Source organism: Mesorhizobium sp. M0088 (assembly GCF_040322895.1).
GTDB lineage: Bacteria > Pseudomonadota > Alphaproteobacteria > Rhizobiales > Rhizobiaceae > Mesorhizobium.
On record NZ_JAMYUI010000013.1, the window covers coordinates 127,791 to 145,581 of the forward strand.

General features: G+C 62.6%; 17 protein-coding genes. 9 read left to right on the plus strand and 8 right to left on the minus strand.

From position 1 onward, the window contains the following. Positions 1–22: 22 nt before the first annotated feature. From NKJ67_RS17330 to NKJ67_RS17340, 3 genes are read right to left on the minus strand one after another with little or no spacing between them, the layout of a single operon-like run. A complete protein-coding gene (locus tag NKJ67_RS17330) occupies positions 23–1,564 on the minus strand; it encodes a SpoVR family protein (RefSeq protein WP_256745267.1) in 1,542 nt (513 codons plus the stop codon). 9 nt (positions 1,565–1,573) lie between these two features. Continuing rightward, a complete protein-coding gene (locus tag NKJ67_RS17335; protein ID WP_128308428.1) occupies positions 1,574–2,884 on the minus strand; it encodes a YeaH/YhbH family protein in 1,311 nt (436 codons plus the stop codon). 17 nt (positions 2,885–2,901) lie between these two features. Beyond that, positions 2,902–4,851: a PrkA family serine protein kinase gene (locus tag NKJ67_RS17340; protein WP_013529362.1), complete on the minus strand. Its 1,950-nt coding sequence runs from the start codon at positions 4,849–4,851 to the stop codon at positions 2,902–2,904. A 240-nt stretch (positions 4,852–5,091) separates the two neighbouring features. Between NKJ67_RS17340 and NKJ67_RS17345 the strand changes: the two genes are divergently transcribed. Together NKJ67_RS17345 and NKJ67_RS17350 are read left to right on the plus strand one after the other, a co-directional pair. Further along, positions 5,092–5,898 carry an alpha/beta hydrolase gene (locus tag NKJ67_RS17345; RefSeq protein WP_352582037.1) on the plus strand — a complete coding sequence of 269 codons (807 nt, stop codon included), beginning with the start codon at positions 5,092–5,094 and terminating at the stop codon, positions 5,896–5,898. Between the two features lie 100 nt (positions 5,899–5,998). After that, a complete protein-coding gene (locus NKJ67_RS17350; protein WP_352582038.1) occupies positions 5,999–7,552 on the plus strand; it encodes an acetolactate synthase large subunit in 1,554 nt (517 codons plus the stop codon). A 30-nt stretch (positions 7,553–7,582) separates the two neighbouring features. Here the strand turns inward: NKJ67_RS17350 and NKJ67_RS17355 are convergent, their stop codons facing one another. Next, a complete protein-coding gene (locus NKJ67_RS17355; RefSeq protein WP_013529365.1) occupies positions 7,583–7,885 on the minus strand; it encodes a BolA family protein in 303 nt (100 codons plus the stop codon). A 181-nt stretch (positions 7,886–8,066) separates the two neighbouring features. Here NKJ67_RS17355 and NKJ67_RS17360 point away from each other — a divergent pair, with 181 nt between their 5' ends. The 4 genes from NKJ67_RS17360 (at position 8,067) to NKJ67_RS17375 (ending at position 12,744) form a co-directional block, all read left to right on the plus strand. Next, positions 8,067–8,696, plus strand: coding sequence for a J domain-containing protein (locus NKJ67_RS17360; RefSeq protein ID WP_013529366.1), 630 nt, complete (start codon positions 8,067–8,069; stop codon positions 8,694–8,696). A gap of 123 nt (positions 8,697–8,819) precedes the next feature. Further along, positions 8,820–9,806 (plus strand): cobaltochelatase subunit CobS, encoded by a 987-nt coding sequence (gene cobS, locus NKJ67_RS17365; RefSeq protein ID WP_013529367.1) that lies wholly within the window; start codon positions 8,820–8,822, stop codon positions 9,804–9,806. 11 nt (positions 9,807–9,817) lie between these two features. Next, positions 9,818–11,719 (plus strand): cobaltochelatase subunit CobT, encoded by a 1,902-nt coding sequence (gene cobT, locus NKJ67_RS17370; protein ID WP_352582039.1) that lies wholly within the window; start codon positions 9,818–9,820, stop codon positions 11,717–11,719. Continuing rightward, positions 11,716–12,744 (plus strand): esterase-like activity of phytase family protein, encoded by a 1,029-nt coding sequence (locus NKJ67_RS17375; protein WP_292334269.1) that lies wholly within the window; start codon positions 11,716–11,718, stop codon positions 12,742–12,744. The genes cobT and NKJ67_RS17375 overlap by 4 nt, the downstream gene beginning before the upstream one ends. A gap of 10 nt (positions 12,745–12,754) precedes the next feature. Here NKJ67_RS17375 and NKJ67_RS17380 read toward each other — a convergent pair whose 3' ends face one another. The 3 genes from NKJ67_RS17380 to rpmB form a co-directional block, all read right to left on the minus strand. After that, positions 12,755–13,426, minus strand: a complete 672-nt coding sequence (locus NKJ67_RS17380; protein ID WP_256745273.1) for a spermidine synthase family protein — start codon at positions 13,424–13,426, stop codon at positions 12,755–12,757. A gap of 59 nt (positions 13,427–13,485) precedes the next feature. Continuing rightward, positions 13,486–14,166 (minus strand): queuosine precursor transporter, encoded by a 681-nt coding sequence (locus NKJ67_RS17385; protein WP_127266961.1) that lies wholly within the window; start codon positions 14,164–14,166, stop codon positions 13,486–13,488. A gap of 186 nt (positions 14,167–14,352) precedes the next feature. Then, positions 14,353–14,649 carry a 50S ribosomal protein L28 gene (rpmB, locus tag NKJ67_RS17390; RefSeq protein WP_013529373.1) on the minus strand — a complete coding sequence of 99 codons (297 nt, stop codon included), beginning with the start codon at positions 14,647–14,649 and terminating at the stop codon, positions 14,353–14,355. A 257-nt stretch (positions 14,650–14,906) separates the two neighbouring features. On the opposite strand from rpmB, the gene NKJ67_RS17395 reads away from it, so the two are divergent. From NKJ67_RS17395 to NKJ67_RS17405, 3 genes are read left to right on the plus strand one after another with little or no spacing between them, the layout of a single operon-like run. Further along, positions 14,907–15,695, plus strand: a complete 789-nt coding sequence (locus NKJ67_RS17395) for a DUF3108 domain-containing protein (RefSeq protein WP_256745274.1) — start codon at positions 14,907–14,909, stop codon at positions 15,693–15,695. Between the two features lie 34 nt (positions 15,696–15,729). Further along, the gene (gene yddG / locus NKJ67_RS17400) at positions 15,730–16,665 is read left to right on the plus strand and encodes an aromatic amino acid exporter YddG (RefSeq protein ID WP_352582040.1); all 936 of its coding nucleotides are present in this window, start codon (positions 15,730–15,732) and stop codon (positions 16,663–16,665) included. Continuing rightward, entirely contained in the window at positions 16,662–17,348 is a 687-nt protein-coding gene (locus NKJ67_RS17405; RefSeq protein WP_352582041.1) for a lysoplasmalogenase family protein, read from the plus strand. The genes yddG and NKJ67_RS17405 overlap by 4 nt, the downstream gene beginning before the upstream one ends. Position 17,349: 1 nt before the next feature. Here NKJ67_RS17405 and NKJ67_RS17410 read toward each other — a convergent pair whose 3' ends face one another. Then, entirely contained in the window at positions 17,350–17,778 is a 429-nt protein-coding gene (locus NKJ67_RS17410; protein WP_352582042.1) for a cupin domain-containing protein, read from the minus strand. Positions 17,779–17,791: the final 13 nt, after the last annotated feature.

Consider the following 17,791-nt stretch of genomic DNA (forward strand, 5'->3'; position numbering starts at 1 on the left):
CGCGCAGGGAGGCCGGGGCACGTCATCCGGCGATCTGGCTGGTCGAGCGTTCGTGGATCGTCGCGCCGGTCTCGGCATCCATGGCCGCCAGGCTGACTTCATAACCCCAAAGCCTGCGGATGTGACGAAGCGTGGCGTCGCGGCTGGCATCCTCGAGAAGGATGCCGTCATTGACCTTGTGCTGCAGGCGCAAATGGCGGTCGCCGAGCAGATCGACATCCACCACCTGAATGTCCGGCCGGTTCGCGCCGAGATCATAGCTGTTGGCGAGCGTGGCGCGTATCTTGGCGTAGCCGCGCTCGTCGTGGATCGAGGCGACCAGACAATGCGGTTGGTCGGCAGCGTCGCCAAGCACAAAAAACCGCCATTTCCGGATCAAGGCCGGACTGAGGTACTGGCGGATGAAGGATTCGTCGCGATGCTCGGCCCAGGCGTCAAGCAGGACCTCGCGCCAGTTGCCCTGGCCAGCGATGTCGGGGAACCAATCGCGGTCCTCGGCCGTGGGTTTGGTCGACATGCGCTGAATGTCCTGCATCATGTCGAGGCCGAGAGCATAGGGGTTGATGCCTGAAAAACGCGGATCGTCGAAGGCCGGCTGAAAGACCACGTTGGAATGATTGCGCAGGATTTCGAGCATGGCGCCTTCGCTGATCTGGCCGCGGTCGAACAGCATGTTCATCAGCGTATAGTGCACGAACGTGGCGCAGCCCTCGTTCATCACCTGTGTTTGCCGTTGCGGGTAAAAATATTGCGCGATGACCCGAACGATCCTGATGATCTCACGCTGCCAGGGCTCCAGGACCGGGCTGTTCTTTTCCAGGAAATAGAGCAGGTTTTCCTCAGGCAGGTTTAGCGATTTCTTCCGCTCCGGGTCCTGGCCCTTGTCGTTGGCCGCTTGCTGCGAAGGCGGCAGCGTACGCCACAAGTCGTTGTAGGAGCGCTCCTCGTATTCGAGACGCTCGCGAATTCCTTCGCGCTGCCGTTCCGAAGACAGCCTCGGCGGCCGGTGATAGCGAAACACGCCCTGATCCATCAGCGCGTGGGCGGAATCGAGCACAGCCTCGACGGCGGCGAGGCCGTGCCGCTCCTCGCAACGGACTATGTAGCCCTTGGCGAAGTCCAGGTAGCCGAGGATCGCACCTGCATCCGTCCATTGTTTGAACAATTGATTGTTCTTGAAGAAATGATTGTGCCCGAGCGCTGCATGGGCCGTCACCAAGGCCTGCAGGGCCATGGTGTTCTCCTCCATCAGATAGACGATGCAGGGATTGGAATTGATGACCAGTTCATAAGCAAGCCCTCGCCCGCCCTTGCGATAGAGCAGATCCTGGTGGAGGAAATGTTTGCCGAAAGACCAGTGACGGTACATCAATGGCATGCCGATGGACGAATAGGCGTCGAGCATCTGTTGCGAGGAGATGATCTCCATCTGAACGGGATAGGTGTCCAGATGAAGCTCTTCGACCGCAAGTGCCTCGATCGCGTCATAGGCCCGCGACAATGTTTTGAAATCCCAGTCGGACCCTGAAAAAAGCAGGCTGGATTTGCTGGCTTGTCTGACCATCGGGAACCCTCATGCCCGCTTGAGGGAGACCGGCTGCCTGCCGAAAAGCTGGCGAAAGACCGGGTAGATATCGGCGGGCGTAGCGATGCGGCTCATCTGGAAGTTCGGCCATTTCTGGTCGATGGCGTTATAGGCACGCCACAGCGATGTCCCGTTTTCGGTCGAGCCGAAAATATGGGCTTCACGCTCGTCGATGATCTCGACATAGGCAAAATACTGGCACAGCCGCATGAGCTCGCCGTTGAGAAGCGAAATGCATCGCTCTGAATCGCCGGCGAAATTGTCGCCGTCCGAGGCCTGGGCAGCATAGATATTCCAGTCGTGGGCCGGGTAGCGGCTGGCGATAATACGGTGCATTTCCTCCAGCGCGGTGGAAACGACAGTGCCGCCGCTTTGGGTGTTGTAGAAAAATGTTTCCTCGTCGACCTCCTGAGCCAGGTGCGTGTGGCGGATGAAGACAATCTCGATGCGGTCGTAGCGCCGTTTCAAGAACAGGTGCAGCAAGACGAAGAAGCGCTTGGCCAGATCCTTCTCGCGCTCGCCCATGGACCCGGACACGTCCATCAGACAGAACATGACGGCATTGGCGTTCGGCACCGGCCGGGAATCGAAGCGGTTGAAGCGGATGTCGACCGGATCGACATAGGCAATCCGGCGGCGGCGTCGTTCCAGCCGGTCAAGCTCTTCGCGCAATGCCGCGATACGCTGGCGCGCGTCGGCGCTGGATGGCGCCTCCTCGAGCGAGGCGATTTCCTCGAGGATCGCATCCAGTTCGACCTGCTTGGGGCGCCTCAGCGCAATGCGGCGGCCGTGGCTGTTGCGCATCGTGCGGCCGACATTGATGTTGGTCGGCGAACCGGTGGCGGCGAAGCCCGCCCTGCGCGGCTTGAAGGCAAGGATCTCCTTGAGGTTGAGCTTGACCATGTCGGGGAGTTCGAGATCCTCGAAGAAAAGATCGAGCACTTCCTCGCGCGACAGTACGAAACGAAAGTCGTCCTCGGATGCCTTGTTTCCCGGGGACGACGCTCCTCCGCCGCCTCCGCCGGGCTTGGGGATCAGGTCTCCAGCGGAGAAATGCCTGTTGCCCGGCAAGATGTGCTGGCGCCTGCCACTGTCGCGGGCGTTGCTGAAGCTCGGCTCGCTTGTGCCTCTTTCGGGCATGCGCACGGCGTGCTCGGAATCCGCGTCGGCGATTCTGCCGGTGCGGATCTGGTCGCGTATGCTCCGTTTCAATTCCTCGCGCGCGCGTCGCAGGAAGCGCTGGCGATTGCCGAGGCTCTTGTCTTTCGGGTTCAGGCGGCGGTCGATGAAGATCGGCATGGAACCATCCGGGTTCTCTAACCCGCCCTGTTCACCCGCATGTACCAGTCCACAAGGCGACGAACCTGCCGCTCGGTGTAGCCGCGCTCGACCATCCGCTGCACGAATTCATTGTGCCGCTTTTCCGTGACGCTGTCCTGCTTGGAGCCGAAACTGATCACCGGCAGGAGGTCCTCGACCTGGCCGAACATGCGTTTCTCGATGACTTCCCGCAGCTTTTCGTAACTTGTCCACGCCGGGTTGCGGCCATGGTTTCTTGCACGGGCGCGCAGCGTGAATTTCACCACCTCATTGCGGAAGTCCTTGGGATTGGCGATGCCGGCCGGTTTTTCGACCTGCGAAAGCTCGTTGTCCAAAACCTCGCGGTTGAGGATCTGGCCGGTGTCAGGATCCTTGTAGTCCTGGTCTTCGATCCAGGCGTCGGCATAGGCGATGTAGCGGTCGAAAAGATTCTGGCCGTACTCGCTGTACGATTCCAGATAGGCTTTCTGGATCTCATGGCCGATGAACTCGGCATACCGCGCGGCCAGCTCGGACTTGATGAACTCCAGATAGGCGGCTTCCGTCTCCTTCGGAAACTGTTCGCGCTTGATCGCCTCCTCCAGGATGTACATGAGGTGCACGGGGTCGGCGGCCACCTCTTCGGTGTCGTAGTTGAAGGTCTGCGACAGGATCTTGAAGGCAAAGCGCGTGCTGACGCCGGCCATGCCCTCGTCGACGCCGGCGGCGTCCCGATATTCCTGAACCGACTTTGCCTTGGGGTCGACCTCCTTGAGGTTCTCGCCATCATAGGCGCGCATCTTGGTGTAGAGCGGCGAATTGTCGTGCTCGGCCAAACGGGTCGAGACGGTAAACCGGCTGAGGATGTCCAGCACCTCTGGAGCGCAAGGACTGGCGGCCAATTCGCTCTCCCGCAGCAGTTTCTCGTAGATCTGCCGCTCTTCGGTTATCCGAAGGCAATACGGCACCTTGACCACGAGGATGCGATCGAGAAAAGCCTCATTGTTCTTGTTGTTCTTGAACTGCAGCCATTCCGACTCGTTGGAATGGGCCACGATGATTCCCTGGTAGGGAAAAGCGCCGAAGTTTTCGGTGCCGTTGTAGCTGCCTTCCTGGGTGGCGGTCAGCAGCGGATGCAGGACCTTGATAGGCGCCTTGAACATTTCGACGAATTCAAGCAGGCCCTGGGTGGTCCGGTTCAGTCCACCACTATAGGAATAGGCGTCCGGATCGGATTGGCTGAAGTTTTCCAATTGCCGGATGTCCACCTTGCCGACCAGGGCCGAAACGTCCTGATTGTTCTCGTCGCCGGGCTCGGTCTTGGCGATGCCGATCTGGCGCAGTCGCGACGGCATCAGCTTGACGACGCTGAACTTGGAAATGTCGCCGGAAAGTTCGTCGAGGCGCTTGGCTGCCCATGGCGAAATGAGCCCATTCAACCGGCGTCGGGCAATGCCGTATTTGTCCTCCAGCAGGTCGCCCATGCGATCAGGATGGAAAAGACCAAGCGGCGATTCGAAAACCGGGCTGACCTGATTACCGACCTTCAGCGTGTAGATCGGGCGCTGTTCCATCAATTTCTTCAGACGCTCGGCAAGGGAGGATTTGCCACCGCCCACGGGGCCGAGCAAATAGAGGATTTGCTTGCGCTCCTCGAGCCCCTGCGACGCATAGCGAAAATAGCCGGCGATGCGCTCGATCGTATCCTCCATGCCATAGAAATCGGCAAAGGAAGGGTACACTTTCAGGGTCCGGTTGGAGAAAATGCGGCCGAGCCGCTCATCCTTGCTGGTGTCGACCAGGTTCGGCTCGCCGATCGCCTCGACCATCCGTTCAGGCGCCGAGGCATACATCGACTTGTCCTCGCGGCAGGCAAGGAGATATTGCTGGATGCTGATCTCTTCCTGCGCCGCGTTGGTGTAAATTTCCGAAAACAGATCGAAGACGTCAGACTGGTTCTCTCGCATGATGCTTTTGCCCTCGGAGCCGCTGTGGCTTCCATTCGGCTCACCTCGCATTCAACTGTCGGGGGGTACCGTTTGTTCCCTTCATGTGAAGAGGTGGCTGCGATCGTAAGATTTGAGGCCACTCCGAGATCAAGGCGCTCGGTGCGGAGCGGCATTCAGCGCGGGTAGCGGGTGTGTTGCGAATCCCTGACTGGACGGCTGGGGCCGCCACGTGCAGTCTTGCCTCGTCAGGAGACAGTGATGATCGATCGACGAAGCCTGATCATGGCCTCGGTGGCGGCGATGCTGCCGTTGGAAGCATCGGCCGCGTCGGAAACACGCCGACCCACGCCAAAGACCTTCGACTACGGGCCGGCCAAGCTCGACATCTATGCGCCCGATGGTGCAATGGGGCTGCCGGTCGTGTTTTTCGTTCATGGCGGCACCTGGCAGTTTGGCAAACGCAGTCAGGTCAACGCCAAACCGGCCTTCCTGCTCGCCAACGGCTTCTGCTTCGTCTCCATCGACTACCGCATGTTGCCGCAGGCCGATGTCGCCACCCAGGCCGGTGACGTCGAAAAGGCCTACGCCTTCATCAGGGCCAACATCGCCCGGCATGGCGGCGATCCCAACCGCATTGTCGGCATGGGCCATTCGGCCGGCTGCCATTTGATTGCGCTGACCGGCATGCGCGGCGGATTGCCCGGCATAGCTGCGCTCATTCTCGACGATACCAGGGCCTATGATCTTGCAGCACTTGCCAGGAAGGGCGGCATGGTGCGGGCCTATGCCCGCGTCTTTTCCAATCCCGCGCAATGGGCGGCACTGTCGCCGGCCAGCCATGTCGACGGCCGCAAGCACCCGCCGACGTTCATTGCCTATTCGCGCGCCCCTGGCCGCGGCGAGGACTCCAAGGCCTTTGCCGAGCGCCTGCGCGCGACGGGCACCCAGGTCACACTGTTCGACGGCAGCGCCTACACGCATATGTCGATCAATCGCGATTTCGGCGAGGACGGTGACGCGCTGACCGCTGCCGCGCTGGCATTCCTGAAATCGACGGTTGGCTGATCTTTACAGCGCTGGATCAGATCAAAAATGGCGGCGGGATATTGCTGTGCGGGCGCGCCCGGGTGCAAGTGCTCTTCGATCGTGAGCGGGAGGGAATTGCATGAACGGCGCCGATGTCCTGTGTGACGTGCTTCTGGCCAACGATGTGACGGTCTGCTTTGCCAATCCCGGCACCTCCGAAATGCACTTCGTTGCAGCACTTGACCGCAAGCCGAAAATGCGTTGCGTGCTCGGGCTGTTCGAAGGGGTGGTGACTGGTGCCGCCGATGGCTATGCGCGGATGACCGATCGGCCGGCCGCGACGCTGCTGCATACCGGTCCCGGCCTGGCCAACGGGCTCGCCAACATGCACAATGCCCGGCGTGCCTTCAGCCCGATGATCAACATCGTCGGCGACCACGCCTCTTACCATCTGCCGCTCGATGCCCCGCTCACCAGCGATATCGAGAGCCTTGCGGCGCCGATGTCCAATTGGGTCGGCCGCGTCAAGGGCCCGGCCGATATCGTGCCGGCAGCTGAAGCAGCCTTTCGCGCCTCGCTGACACCGCCCGGCGTCGCGACGATGATCCTGCCGGCGGATGCCGCCTGGGGCGAAGTCGACGCGGTTTCGGTCGGCAAGGTGAAGCTGGTGCCAGCGCCGGCCGTCGATATGGACGCCGTGCGCAAGGTCGCCGCGGCGATCCGTACCGCTCCGGGCCGGGCAGGCATGATCGTTCGCGGAAAGGCCGCACGCGCCGATGCGCTCGCCATCGCCGGGCAGATTTCGACGGGCAGCGATGTCCGCCTGTTCGGCGAGGTTCTGATCGCACGGATGCAACGCGGGCGTGGGCGTGTCGCGCCGACCCGCATCCCCTATCCGGTCGATGCGGCGATGGCTGTGCTGAGCGACGTCGATGTTCTGATCCTGGTCGGTGCGAAGGAGCCGGTTGCCTTCTTCGCCTATCCGGGGAAACCGGGACGGCTCGTGCGGGAAGGCTGCGAGGTGCTGACACTGGCCGCCCATGGCGACGATCTGCATGCGGCGCTGGAGGCGCTTCGCGACGAACTTGGCATCAAGCCGTCACAACAACAGGTGCTCGCGGCCGCTTTTCCGGACGAGGCAACGCCGAACGGCAAGCTGACGGAAGATGCCATCGCGCTGTCGGTGGCGCGCAAACTGCCGGCCGATGCGATCGTTTGCGATGAAGCGGTCACCTCGGCCAGGCGTTTCTTCGCGCTGTCGGCCTTTGCAGCGCCGCACGACTACATGATGGGCACGGGCGGATCGATCGGCGGCGGCATCCCGATGGCGACCGGGGCGGCAATCGCCTGTCCGGACCGCAAGGTGATCAACCTCGAAGCCGACGGCAGCGGCATGTACACGGTACAGGGATTGTGGACGCAGGCGCGGGAACAGCTCGACGTGGTGACGATCGTGTTTTCCAATCGAACCTATGCAATCCTGCATGGCGAGATGAAGAATGTCGGCGTGGGCGCGATCGGCGAGAACGCCAGGCGCATGCTCGACCTCGACCATCCCTCGCTCGACTGGGTGTCGCTGGCCAAAGGCATGGGCGTGGAGGCGGCTCGCGCCGATACATGCGAGCGCTTCGAGGCGCTGCTGGACAGCGCGCTGTCACGGCGCGGGCCGTTCCTCATCGAAGCGGTGCTCTGAGCGCGGCGAAAAACGATCGGCGGAACCGAGCTACCAGCGGGTCTTTTCGCCGGGAGCCGCCGGTTCGATCGCCAGCGCGTGCACGCCGGCCTTCAATTCGTCGGCAAGCAGTTCATTGACGGCGCGGTGACGGTCGATGCGGCTCATGCCGGCAAAGGCGGAAGCGACGACGCGGACGCGAAAATGCGTCTCGCCGGTGCCGTCATAAGTGCCGTGATGGTCGGAGCCGTGATGGTGGTGGCCGGCATGGAGATGGCTCTCGTTGATGATAACCAGCCTGTCCGGCGAAAATGCCTTATTGAGCTTGTCTTCCATGGTCGCCTGTATGGACATCGCCATCTCCCTTCACCACATATCGCTGGCGTCTCGGCCTGGAAACCGAAAATCGGTTTCGCGAGGGGCCGCCGCCGAGCAACAAAATCCGCCATTCGCCTGCTTTATGCCGCGATTCAGCGGTTAGGGCGATGATCGCGAAAATGTCAATTCTTGTTTCGCATCTGCGAACACCCCATAAATGGGTAAGATGAAGCCGTACCCCAAATATTTCGAGAAGATTCGCGTCCGCCCCGACAAGGACGCGGAGCTGAAGTCGCACTCGCCGATCTGCCAGTGGGACGGCTGCAAGGAAGCGGGCACCCATCGTGCGCCGGTCGGGCGCATGAAGGAAGGCGAGTATTTCCACTTCTGCTTCGATCATGTGCGCGAGTACAACAAGGGCTTCAACTACTTTTCCGGCGTGCCGGACACCGAGGTCGCGCGCTTCCAGAAGGAAGCCATGACCGGGCACCGGCCGACCTGGAAAATGGGCGCCAACGGAGCCTCGACGCGATCGTCGCCCGATATGGCCCAGATGCGTTCCGGCCGGGCCGGCTACTATAACCGCATGCGCGACCCGTTTGACCTGTTCAAGGGACCGAAGGATCCGCGCGAGGCGCGCGAGCGCAAGGCCAAGCCGCTTGAGGCCAAGGCGCTGGAAACGCTTGGTCTTGATACAAAGGCGACTGGCAAGGAGATCAAGGCGCGCTATAAGGAACTGGTGAAACTGCACCATCCGGATGCGAATGGTGGCGACAGAGGTTCGGAAGACCGGTTCCGCGATGTGCTGCAGGCCTATCGCGTGCTCAAACAGGCGGGCCTGTGCTGAGCGGCCATACGGTTCGTGTCGTTTTCCAACTTTCATAAGGTTGGAAAAGGCTCTAAGACCGCCCCCGGACAAAATCGATTGCCGGCGAAATCAGACGTTTCGCCCGTGGAGACGTTGAGAGATATGAACAAGGTCGATCGCGACATCGCCAACCTGCCCGATACGACGGTGTCGGTGAAGGAGAAATTCGGCTTCGAATCCAAGATGGTGGTTCCGGCCTATTCGGTGACATCGGAGCATGTGCCGGACATCGACCCGGACTATCTGTTCGACAAGAACACGACGATGGCGATCCTTGCGGGCTTTGCCTACAACCGCCGCGTCATGGTGTCGGGTTATCACGGCACCGGCAAGTCGACCCATATCGAACAGGTCGCCGCCCGCCTCAACTGGCCTTGCGTGCGCGTCAACCTCGACAGCCATGTCAGCCGTATCGATCTCGTCGGCAAGGACGCGATCGTCGTCAAGGACGGTTTGCAGATCACCGAATTCCGCGACGGCATCCTGCCCTGGGCCTACCAGCACAATGTCGCGCTGTGCTTCGACGAGTACGATGCCGGCCGTCCGGATGTGATGTTCGTCATCCAGCGCGTGCTGGAATCGTCGGGCCGGCTGACGCTGCTCGACCAGAGCCGGGTCATTCGCCCGCATCCGGCCTTCCGGCTGTTCTCGACCGCAAACACGGTCGGCCTTGGCGACACCACCGGCCTCTATCACGGCACCCAGCAGATCAACCAGGCGCAGATGGACCGCTGGTCGATCGTCACCACGCTGAACTATTTGCCGCACGACAACGAAGTCGCCATCGTGCTGGCCAAGGCCAAGCACTATCGCGACGGCAAGGGCAAGGACATCGTCAACAAGATGGTGCGCGTCGCCGACATGACGCGCTCGGCCTTCATCAACGGCGATCTGTCGACCGTGATGAGCCCGCGCACGGTGATCACATGGGCCGAGAATGCCGAGATATTCGGCAATATCGGCATGGCGTTCCGGCTGACCTTCCTCAACAAATGCGACGAACTGGAGCGCTCGGTGGTGGCCGAGTTCTATCAGCGCGCCTTCGGCGAGGATCTGCCCGAGAGCGCCGCCAACGTGGTGCTGGGCTAAGCAGGGTCTCGATGGCGGGTCCGGGCGACAACACGCGCAACAAGTCGAAGACGGGGTCTGAAGCCGACAGCTTCAAGCGTGCCGTCACCGTTTGCATGCGCGCCATTGCCGGCGACAAGGAACTGGAAGTCGGTTTCGCCAAGGACCGGCCGGCGCTCGCCGGCAGCCGTGCGCGTTTGCCCGAATTGCCGAAGAAGGCATCGAAGAGCGATATTGCGATCACCCGCGGCCTCGGCGATTCCATGGCGCTGAAGCGCGCCTGCCATGATGTGCGCATCCACACCAAGCTGGCGCCGGAAGGCAAGGCGGCCCGCGCCATCTATGACGCGGTCGAGCAGGCTCGCGTCGAGGCGATAGGCTCACGCGCCATGCAAGGCGTTGCCGACAATATCGGCTCGATGCTGGAGGACAAATACGCCAAGGCCAACCTCGTCGACATCAAGGACAAGGCCGACGCGCCGATCGAGGAAGCTCTTGCCCTGATGGTGCGCGAGAAGCTGACCGGCCGTCCGATCCCGAAAAGCGGCGAGCGGCTGGTCGAACTCTGGCGCCCTTGGGTCGAGGAGAAGGCCAAGGCCGACCTCGACGGATTGTCGGCCAAGCTCGGTGACCAGCAGGCGTTCGCCCGGGTCGTGCGCGAGATGCTCGCCTCCATGGAAATGGCCGAGGAACTCGGCGACGACCAGGAGACGGAAGATTCCGAGGACAATGACGACAACCAGCCGCAAGGCGAGGAGCAGAGCGAGGAGGGTGGCGAAGAGGATTCCGGCTCCGAGCAGTCGCAGTCCGAGGATGCCGAAGCTTCGGCCGATGACGAGCAGTCGGCCGAGACGGAAGCCTCCGATGCCACCGCCGACGATCTGTCCGACGATGACGACGCCGATGCCGAAACACCCGGCGAGGCGCGCCGTAACGACAATCCCTTCACCAATCTGCCGAAGGAAATCGACTACAAGGTCTTCACCACGGCTTTCGACGAGACGGTCGGCGCCGAGGAGCTGTGCGAAGAGGAAGAACTCGACCGGCTGCGCGCCTTCCTCGACAAGCAACTGGCCAATCTGTCCGGCGTCGTCGGGCGGCTGGCCAACCGGCTACAGCGCCGGCTGATGGCGCAGCAGAACCGCTCCTGGGATTTCGACCTGGAAGAAGGTTACCTCGACCCGGCGAGGCTGGTGCGGGTCGTCATCGACCCGATGCAGCCGCTGTCGTTCAAGCAGGAGCGCGACACCAAATTTCGCGACACGGTGGTGACGCTGGTGCTCGACAATTCCGGCTCCATGCGCGGCCGGCCGATCACGGTCGCCGCCACCTGCGCCGACATATTGGCGCGCACGCTGGAGCGTTGCGGCGTCTCGGTCGAGATCCTCGGCTTCACGACACGGGCGTGGAAGGGCGGGCAGGCGCGCGAGAAATGGCTGAAGGACGGCAAGCCGCCGAATCCTGGCCGGCTCAACGATCTGCGCCACATCATCTACAAGTCCGCCGACCATCCATGGCGGCGGGCACGGCGCAATCTCGGCCTGATGATGCGCGAAGGCCTGCTCAAGGAAAATATCGACGGCGAGGCGCTGCTGTGGGCGCACAACCGGCTGATCGCCCGGCCCGAGCAGCGCAAGATCCTGATGATGATCTCGGACGGCGCGCCGGTCGACGATTCGACGCTGTCGGTCAATCCGGGCAACTATCTCGAGCGCCATCTGCGCGCCGTCATCGAGCTGATCGAGACGCGTTCGCCGGTGGAACTGCTGGCCATCGGCATCGGCCACGACGTCACGCGCTACTACCGCCGCGCTGTCACCATCGTCGATGCCGAGGAACTGGCCGGCGCCATGACCGAGCAGCTGGCTTCGCTGTTCGCCGAGGAAAGCGCGAAGGATACGCGACGCGGCGGTGGTATGCGGCGCGCCGGATGATTTCCAGGCGCGGCGGGTTTCGGCAGACGCTTTTCGCCGCCATCGTCCTGCTTTCCGGCGTGGCTTCGGCGGCAGCCGGTTTGGCTGACTCTGGTTCTGTCGAACCGGTCGAAATCTCGGCCCGCCCGATCACCCAATTTCAAGTTGGCCGTACCGACAAGCAGTTCGGCCCTTTCGAATTCGTCGGCGGGCTGGAGATGACCTCGCCGACACGCGATTTCGGCGCGCTATCGGCCTTCCGCTTCCTGAAAGCCGGCGGTGATTTCATCGGCGTTGCCGACACCGGCTTCTGGTTCTTCGGCACGGTGGTCCGCGACGCGGAAAAGCGACCCTCCGGCATCCAGAATTTCCGCATGCAGCAGATGGTCGACCAGACCGGCCGGCCGATCGACAGGAAATGGGAGGTCGATGCGGAAGGTCTCGCGGTCAAGGACGGCATCGCCACCGTCGGCTTCGAGCGCAGCCACCGCGTCGCCCAGTTCAAGATCGACCCCAACGACATGAAGGCGCCGTTCAAGCCGCTGGATTTCGTCGTGCCGGCCCGCGAGCTGCGCCAGAATCGCGGCTTCGAGACCGTCACCCACGCCAATGCCAACGGCCAGCATGAGGGCGGCCTGGTCGTGGTCTCCGAGAAGAGCCTGGACAAGGCCGGCAACATCTATGCCGCCATCATCGAAGGGCCGCACAAGGGCGTCTTCACCGTCAAGCGCAATGGCGATTTCGACATCACCGACGGCGCCTTCCTGCCCGATGGTGATCTGTTGCTTCTGGAGCGCAGTTTCTCGATGGCCAGCGGCGTCAAGATGCGGCTGCGGCGCATCTACGGCGAAAGCGTCGAGAAGGGCGCGGTCGCCGACGGGCCGGTGCTGCTGGAGGCCGACATGGACTACCAGATCGACAATATGGAAGGGCTCGACGTCTGGAGCCGCGACGACGGCGCGCTGATGGTGTCGCTGATCTCGGACGACAACCACTCGATCCTGCAGCGCAACCTCTATCTGGAATTCATTCTCCACCAGGATTGACCCGCCGGCTTTACGTCCTGGTGGCGATCCAGATGACATGGCGGGCGCCGCGCTTGCCGTTGGCGCGCGTACTGACCTCTTCGACCGCGAAGCCTGCCTGCTTCAGCCGCCGCGTGAAGCCGCTGTCGGGGCCTTGCGACCACACCGCCAGCACGCCGCCGGGTTTCAGGGCGCTGCGTGCGGCTGCGAGGCCTTGCACGCTGTAAAGTGCGTCGTTGGATTTGTGGACGATGCCTTCCGGGCCGTTGTCGACATCGAGCAGGATGGCGTCCCAGGCCGCGGGCCGCGACCGGATCAACTGCCCGACATCGGTTTCCTGGATGGTGACGCGAGGATCGTCGAGACAGCCGTCAAAGATTTCGGCCATCGGGCCACGTGCCCAGGCGACGACGGCGGGCACCAGTTCGGCGACGACAATTCCGGCATCATTGGCCAATTCTGTGAGTGCGGCGCGCAAGGTAAAACCCATGCCAAGCCCACCGATCAGGATTGTGGGCCGGCTATGGCCGGCAATCCGCTCACAGGACAGTTTTGCCAGCGCTTCCTCGGAACCGCTGAGGCGGCTGTTCATGAGCTCGTTGGTGCCCAGCATGATCGAGAATTCGGTGCCGCGCCGCTTGAGGCGAAGTTCTTGTCCGCCGTCCGGGGTCTTTGCCGAATCGAGCTGAACCCACGGGATCATGATCTTTGTCCGACCATGATCTTTTCCGAAAACCGGGTCCCACTTTTCGGGATCATGGCTTAAGCCGCAACCGCCGGCTGGCTCCAGCGGGCCGCGAGCAGACGGTAGGGGATCAACGCCACCACGGCGATGATCAGCTTCACGCTGAGGTCGCCCAGCGCCCAGGAGATCCAACGCATCGCGTCGACATGGAAGACGCCCATCAAGGGTGCGTTTTCCAACGCAAAGCCGTCGTTGGGACCAGCGAAGGCAAAGGCGGCCGAGAACGCGACGGTGAAGAACACGGCTGTGTCGAACACCGACCCGACCAGCGTGCCGACGATCGGCGCCCGCCACCAGCTCTGGCGGCGCAGCCGGTTGAAGACAGTCACATCGAGCAATTGCGCGGCAAGGAACGCCGCTCCGGACGCGGCCGCGATCCGCACCAGCCGGTCGGCGGCGGTCTCGAATTCGATCAGGCCGTGACGGAACAGGAAGGGCGGGACAAGGATCGAGCAGATCACCGCCGTCATGAAGCCGACAAAGACGATCCGGCGCGCCACAGTGGGGCCGTAACGGCGGTTGGCGAGGTCGGTGACCAGAAACGAGAAGGGATAGGTGAAGGCCCCCCAGGTCAGAAGGTCGGCCAGCGAGAGGCCGCCGATCTGGCCCTGCATCGGGAATTGCACGAGAATGTTCGATGCCACGACGACAAGCGTCATGGCGGCCACGAAAGGCAAGTATCGCGAGAAGAAAGTCATTTTTTTATCCTGGGTAATGGAACCAGCGGAACGTATTCCTAAATCGGATTACGCTAGCTTCGGAATTTGAGCATCGGATTGCCGAAACCTTGCGGCTTCGATCCGATGCCTAGGCCAACAAAAGGTTGGCCAGAGGCCAACAACAAGAGGTTGGCCAGGGCGGTCGTCCCCCGCCTTTGAACTGTTTTAAGCGGCAGCCTGTTCGGCGGTCTTCTTGGCGATCTGCTTCTTCAGCAAACGGGCGCGCTGCGACAATTCCTTGACGTCGGCCTTGGCCAGGAAGGCGTCGAGGCCGCCGCGATGTTCGACCGAACGCAGCGCGTTGGCCGAAATGCGAAGACGCACGTTCTGGTTCAGCGCTTCCGAAATCAGCGTCACATTGACGAGGTTCGGCAGGAAGCGACGCTTGGTCTTGTTGTTGGCGTGGCTCACATTGTTGCCGGACATGACTGCCTTGGCAGTGAGTTCGCAGGTGCGGGACATTGTTCTAACCTTCAGTTCTCGGGGTCTGCCAAACACTCAAGCCCACGCCGGGTGGCGCGCGGTTCTGGTCAGGCGGCCTTATGGAAAAAGTTGGCGTTCCATAGTTGCATTTCGCCGAGGCGTCAAGCTCCAGCTTGCCTGCGGACACGCCCGGCATTTCATATTAAGGCCGGAATTCATCCTATAAGCGGTTCCATAGGGACATGCCAGACCGGAGTTGCCCGCCTCCGGCCGAAAATCAAGGACCCGATCCCGCCATGCTTCGTTCGCCACATGCCCTTGTTGCCATGCTTGCCATAGCTTTGCCGTCCGCCGCGTCTGCTGCCTCGCCGCAGTCGTTCAAGGGCGAGTACACGGTGTCGTTCCTCGGCCTTTCGATAGCGAAATCAACGTTTTCCAGCCGCTATGAGAACGGCGCCTACGCGATCCAAGGCAGTGTCACCGCGGCAGGGCTGGCCAAGCTGTTCGACGACACGCGTGGCACGATCTCATCCAAGGGCACGATCGCGGGCAAGAAAATGGTGCCGCAGGCATTCCGCGCCGACTACACCTCCGGCAAGAAAGCATCGGTGGTCGATATCCGCTTTGCCAATGGCAGGGTCACCTCGACGAAGGTCGTACCGGCACCGGGCAAACGCGACCCCAAGAACTGGGTGCCGCTCGGTGCCGGCGACCTGGCGTCGGTGCTCGATCCTATGGCCGCCACCGTCATTCATGCCGACAGTCTCGACCAGGTCTGCGGCCGCACGGTGAAGTTCTATGACGGCGAGATGCGTGCCGACCTGACGTTGACCTACGCGTCGAAAGGCACGATCTCGGTCCCAGGCTACAAGGGCGACACCGTCACCTGCCGGATGGGCTTCGAGCCGGTGGCGGGTTATCGCAAGGGCCGCAAGGCGCTCAACTATCTCAAGAACAAAAGCCGCATGATGGTGACGTTTGCACCGCTCGGCCAAACCGGCGTATATGCGCCGATCCGTGCCACGGTGGGCACGCAGATCGGCACCTTGACCATCAGCGCCGGGCGTTTCGAAGCCGTACAATAGCCAGGCGCGGAATTGGCGCGCCACTGGAGACAGAATGGGGCGCGCAACACTGATCGGCTTTTCGGCGGTCGCCATGTGGGCGTTGCTCGCACTGCTCACCGATGCGTCGGGCCAGGTGCCGCCGTTCCTCTTGTCGGCGATCACCTTCTCGATCGGCACCGGGGTCGGGCTCATCGCGCGGCTGTTCATGCCGGCACCCGACAAGAGCCAGAAGATACCGCCGCAGGTGTGGCTGATCGGCATTGCCGGCCTGTTCGGCTACCACTTCTTCTATTTCACCGCGCTGCGCAATGCGCCGGCGGTGGAGGCGAGCCTGATCGCCTATCTGTGGCCGCTGCTGATCGTGCTCGGCTCGGCGCTGATGCCGGGCGAAAAACTGGCGTGGAACCATGTCGTCGGCGCGCTGCTCGGCCTTGCCGGCACCGTGCTGATCGTCACCAAGGGTGGCGGGCTGGCCTTCGACGCCCGCTATTCCTTCGGCTATGCCATGGCTGCCGTCTGCGCCGTCCTATGGTCGTCCTATTCGTTGTTGTCGCGGCGCTTCCCGTCGGTGCCGACCAGCATCGTCACCTTGTTCTGTGCTGCCACCGCGGTGCTGTCGCTCGCCTGCCACCTGGCGCTGGAACAGACCGTTCTGCCCGTCGGCGCCGGCCAGTGGCTGGCGGTGCTTGGCCTTGGCCTGATGCCGGTGGGCGCTGCCTTCTATGCCTGGGACATCGGCGTCAAACGCGGCAACATCCAGGTGCTGGGTGCCGCAAGCTACGCCGCACCGCTGTTGTCGACGCTGGTGCTGATCGCGGCCGGCGTCGCCGAGCCGTCGCTGCGCATCCTCGCCGCCTGCGTGCTCATCACCGGTGGCGCGGCGCTCGCCGCAAAATCGCTGTTCCTGCGCAAGCCTGCCGCGACCGAGAGCCGAGCCGGGTCGTCCGAAGGCGGAGCCCGGGGCATCCAAAGGCGGAGCCGGGCATGACGATGCCGTTTGCGGGCGGTATCGACGCCAATGCCAATGCGACACTGATTTTTTCGCTGGCGGCGGCGATGATCTATGCGTTCACGCTAGGCATGCCGTCGACGCTCGCCCGCTCGGCGGCAAAGACGCTTGCCGTGGCGATGCTTGCCGTGCTGGCGGGGCTGCAGGGCGGTCCGCTGCTGCTGGTCGCCGCGCTCGCCCTCAGCGCCGCTGGCGACGCATTCCTGTCGCGCGACGGTGAAAAGGCGTTTCTCGGCGGTCTGGCCAGTTTTCTCGTCGCCCACATCGTCTATGTCGCGCTGTTCCTGCGCAGCGGTGGCGGATTGGGAGTGCTTGGCGCCGAGCCGTGGCGCGGAGCGATCGGGCTCGCCATGGCGGTGTTCGTGGTCATCATGCTGGTGGCGCTGTGGCGTCGCGTCGGTCCCAGCCTGCGTATCCCGATCACCGTCTATATCGCCGCGATCCTGGCAATGGGCATCTCGGCGCTGACAACAAGCAATATGTGGGTGATCGGTGGCGCCGTGCTGTTCATGGTATCGGACGGGCTGCTCGCCACCGAGAAATTCCTTGTCGCCGCCATCTCGCCCCACCGCGCCTGGATGCGCTTCGCCGTCTGGGCGCTGTACTACGCCGCCCAACTCGCGACGACGCTTGGGTTCCTGCTAAATTTGGGTTCTTATTGAGTTAGGGTTGTTTCGGCTGCCAGCCGGGTGCGGCCAGCTCAAAGGCGGCAAACTCGAAGCCCGGCGCGACGGTGCAGCCGACCAGCGTCCATTCGCCCAGGCTGCGCGCCGACTGCCACCAGCCTACCGGCACGACGATCTGAGGCCGCTCACCGGCTGCGAGATCGATGCCGAGCACCTGCTCCAGAACGGTACTGCCTTCCTCCCACATCGCCAGTGCCAGTGGGGCGCCGGCATGGAAATGCCAGACCTCGGCGGCGTCCTTGACCCGGTGCCAGGCCGAAACCTGATGCTCCTCAAGCAGGAAATAAATGGCGCTCGAATGGCCGCGCGCGCCGCCGGTGCCATCGCGAAAGGTCTCGGCATACCAGCCGCCTTCCGGATGCGGCTTCAGCCCGAGCGTCGCGATAATTTCTGCGGAGCTGGTCATGGCGACGATACCA

Excerpts from the sequence above, each read along its gene's own strand:
- cobS (WP_013529367.1), top strand. The coding sequence starts at position 8,820 with ATGAACAAGGTCGATCGCGACATCGCCAACCTGCCCGATACGACGGTG.
- NKJ67_RS17410 (WP_352582042.1), bottom strand. The coding sequence starts at position 17,778 with ATGACCAGCTCCGCAGAAATTATCGCGACGCTCGGGCTGAAGCCGCAT.
- NKJ67_RS17350 (WP_352582038.1), top strand. The coding sequence starts at position 5,999 with ATGAACGGCGCCGATGTCCTGTGTGACGTGCTTCTGGCCAACGATGTG.
- NKJ67_RS17385 (WP_127266961.1), bottom strand. The coding sequence starts at position 14,166 with ATGACTTTCTTCTCGCGATACTTGCCTTTCGTGGCCGCCATGACGCTT.
- cobT (WP_352582039.1), top strand. The coding sequence starts at position 9,818 with ATGGCGGGTCCGGGCGACAACACGCGCAACAAGTCGAAGACGGGGTCT.
- NKJ67_RS17395 (WP_256745274.1), top strand. The coding sequence starts at position 14,907 with ATGCTTCGTTCGCCACATGCCCTTGTTGCCATGCTTGCCATAGCTTTG.
- NKJ67_RS17345 (WP_352582037.1), top strand. The coding sequence starts at position 5,092 with ATGATCGATCGACGAAGCCTGATCATGGCCTCGGTGGCGGCGATGCTG.
- NKJ67_RS17360 (WP_013529366.1), top strand. The coding sequence starts at position 8,067 with ATGGGTAAGATGAAGCCGTACCCCAAATATTTCGAGAAGATTCGCGTC.
- NKJ67_RS17330 (WP_256745267.1), bottom strand. The coding sequence starts at position 1,564 with ATGGTCAGACAAGCCAGCAAATCCAGCCTGCTTTTTTCAGGGTCCGAC.
- NKJ67_RS17405 (WP_352582041.1), top strand. The coding sequence starts at position 16,662 with ATGACGATGCCGTTTGCGGGCGGTATCGACGCCAATGCCAATGCGACA.
- NKJ67_RS17335 (WP_128308428.1), bottom strand. The coding sequence starts at position 2,884 with ATGCCGATCTTCATCGACCGCCGCCTGAACCCGAAAGACAAGAGCCTC.
- yddG (WP_352582040.1), top strand. The coding sequence starts at position 15,730 with ATGGGGCGCGCAACACTGATCGGCTTTTCGGCGGTCGCCATGTGGGCG.
- NKJ67_RS17380 (WP_256745273.1), bottom strand. The coding sequence starts at position 13,426 with ATGATCCCGTGGGTTCAGCTCGATTCGGCAAAGACCCCGGACGGCGGA.
- rpmB (WP_013529373.1), bottom strand. The coding sequence starts at position 14,649 with ATGTCCCGCACCTGCGAACTCACTGCCAAGGCAGTCATGTCCGGCAAC.
- NKJ67_RS17340 (WP_013529362.1), bottom strand. The coding sequence starts at position 4,851 with ATGCGAGAGAACCAGTCTGACGTCTTCGATCTGTTTTCGGAAATTTAC.
- NKJ67_RS17355 (WP_013529365.1), bottom strand. The coding sequence starts at position 7,885 with ATGTCCATACAGGCGACCATGGAAGACAAGCTCAATAAGGCATTTTCG.
- NKJ67_RS17375 (WP_292334269.1), top strand. The coding sequence starts at position 11,716 with ATGATTTCCAGGCGCGGCGGGTTTCGGCAGACGCTTTTCGCCGCCATC.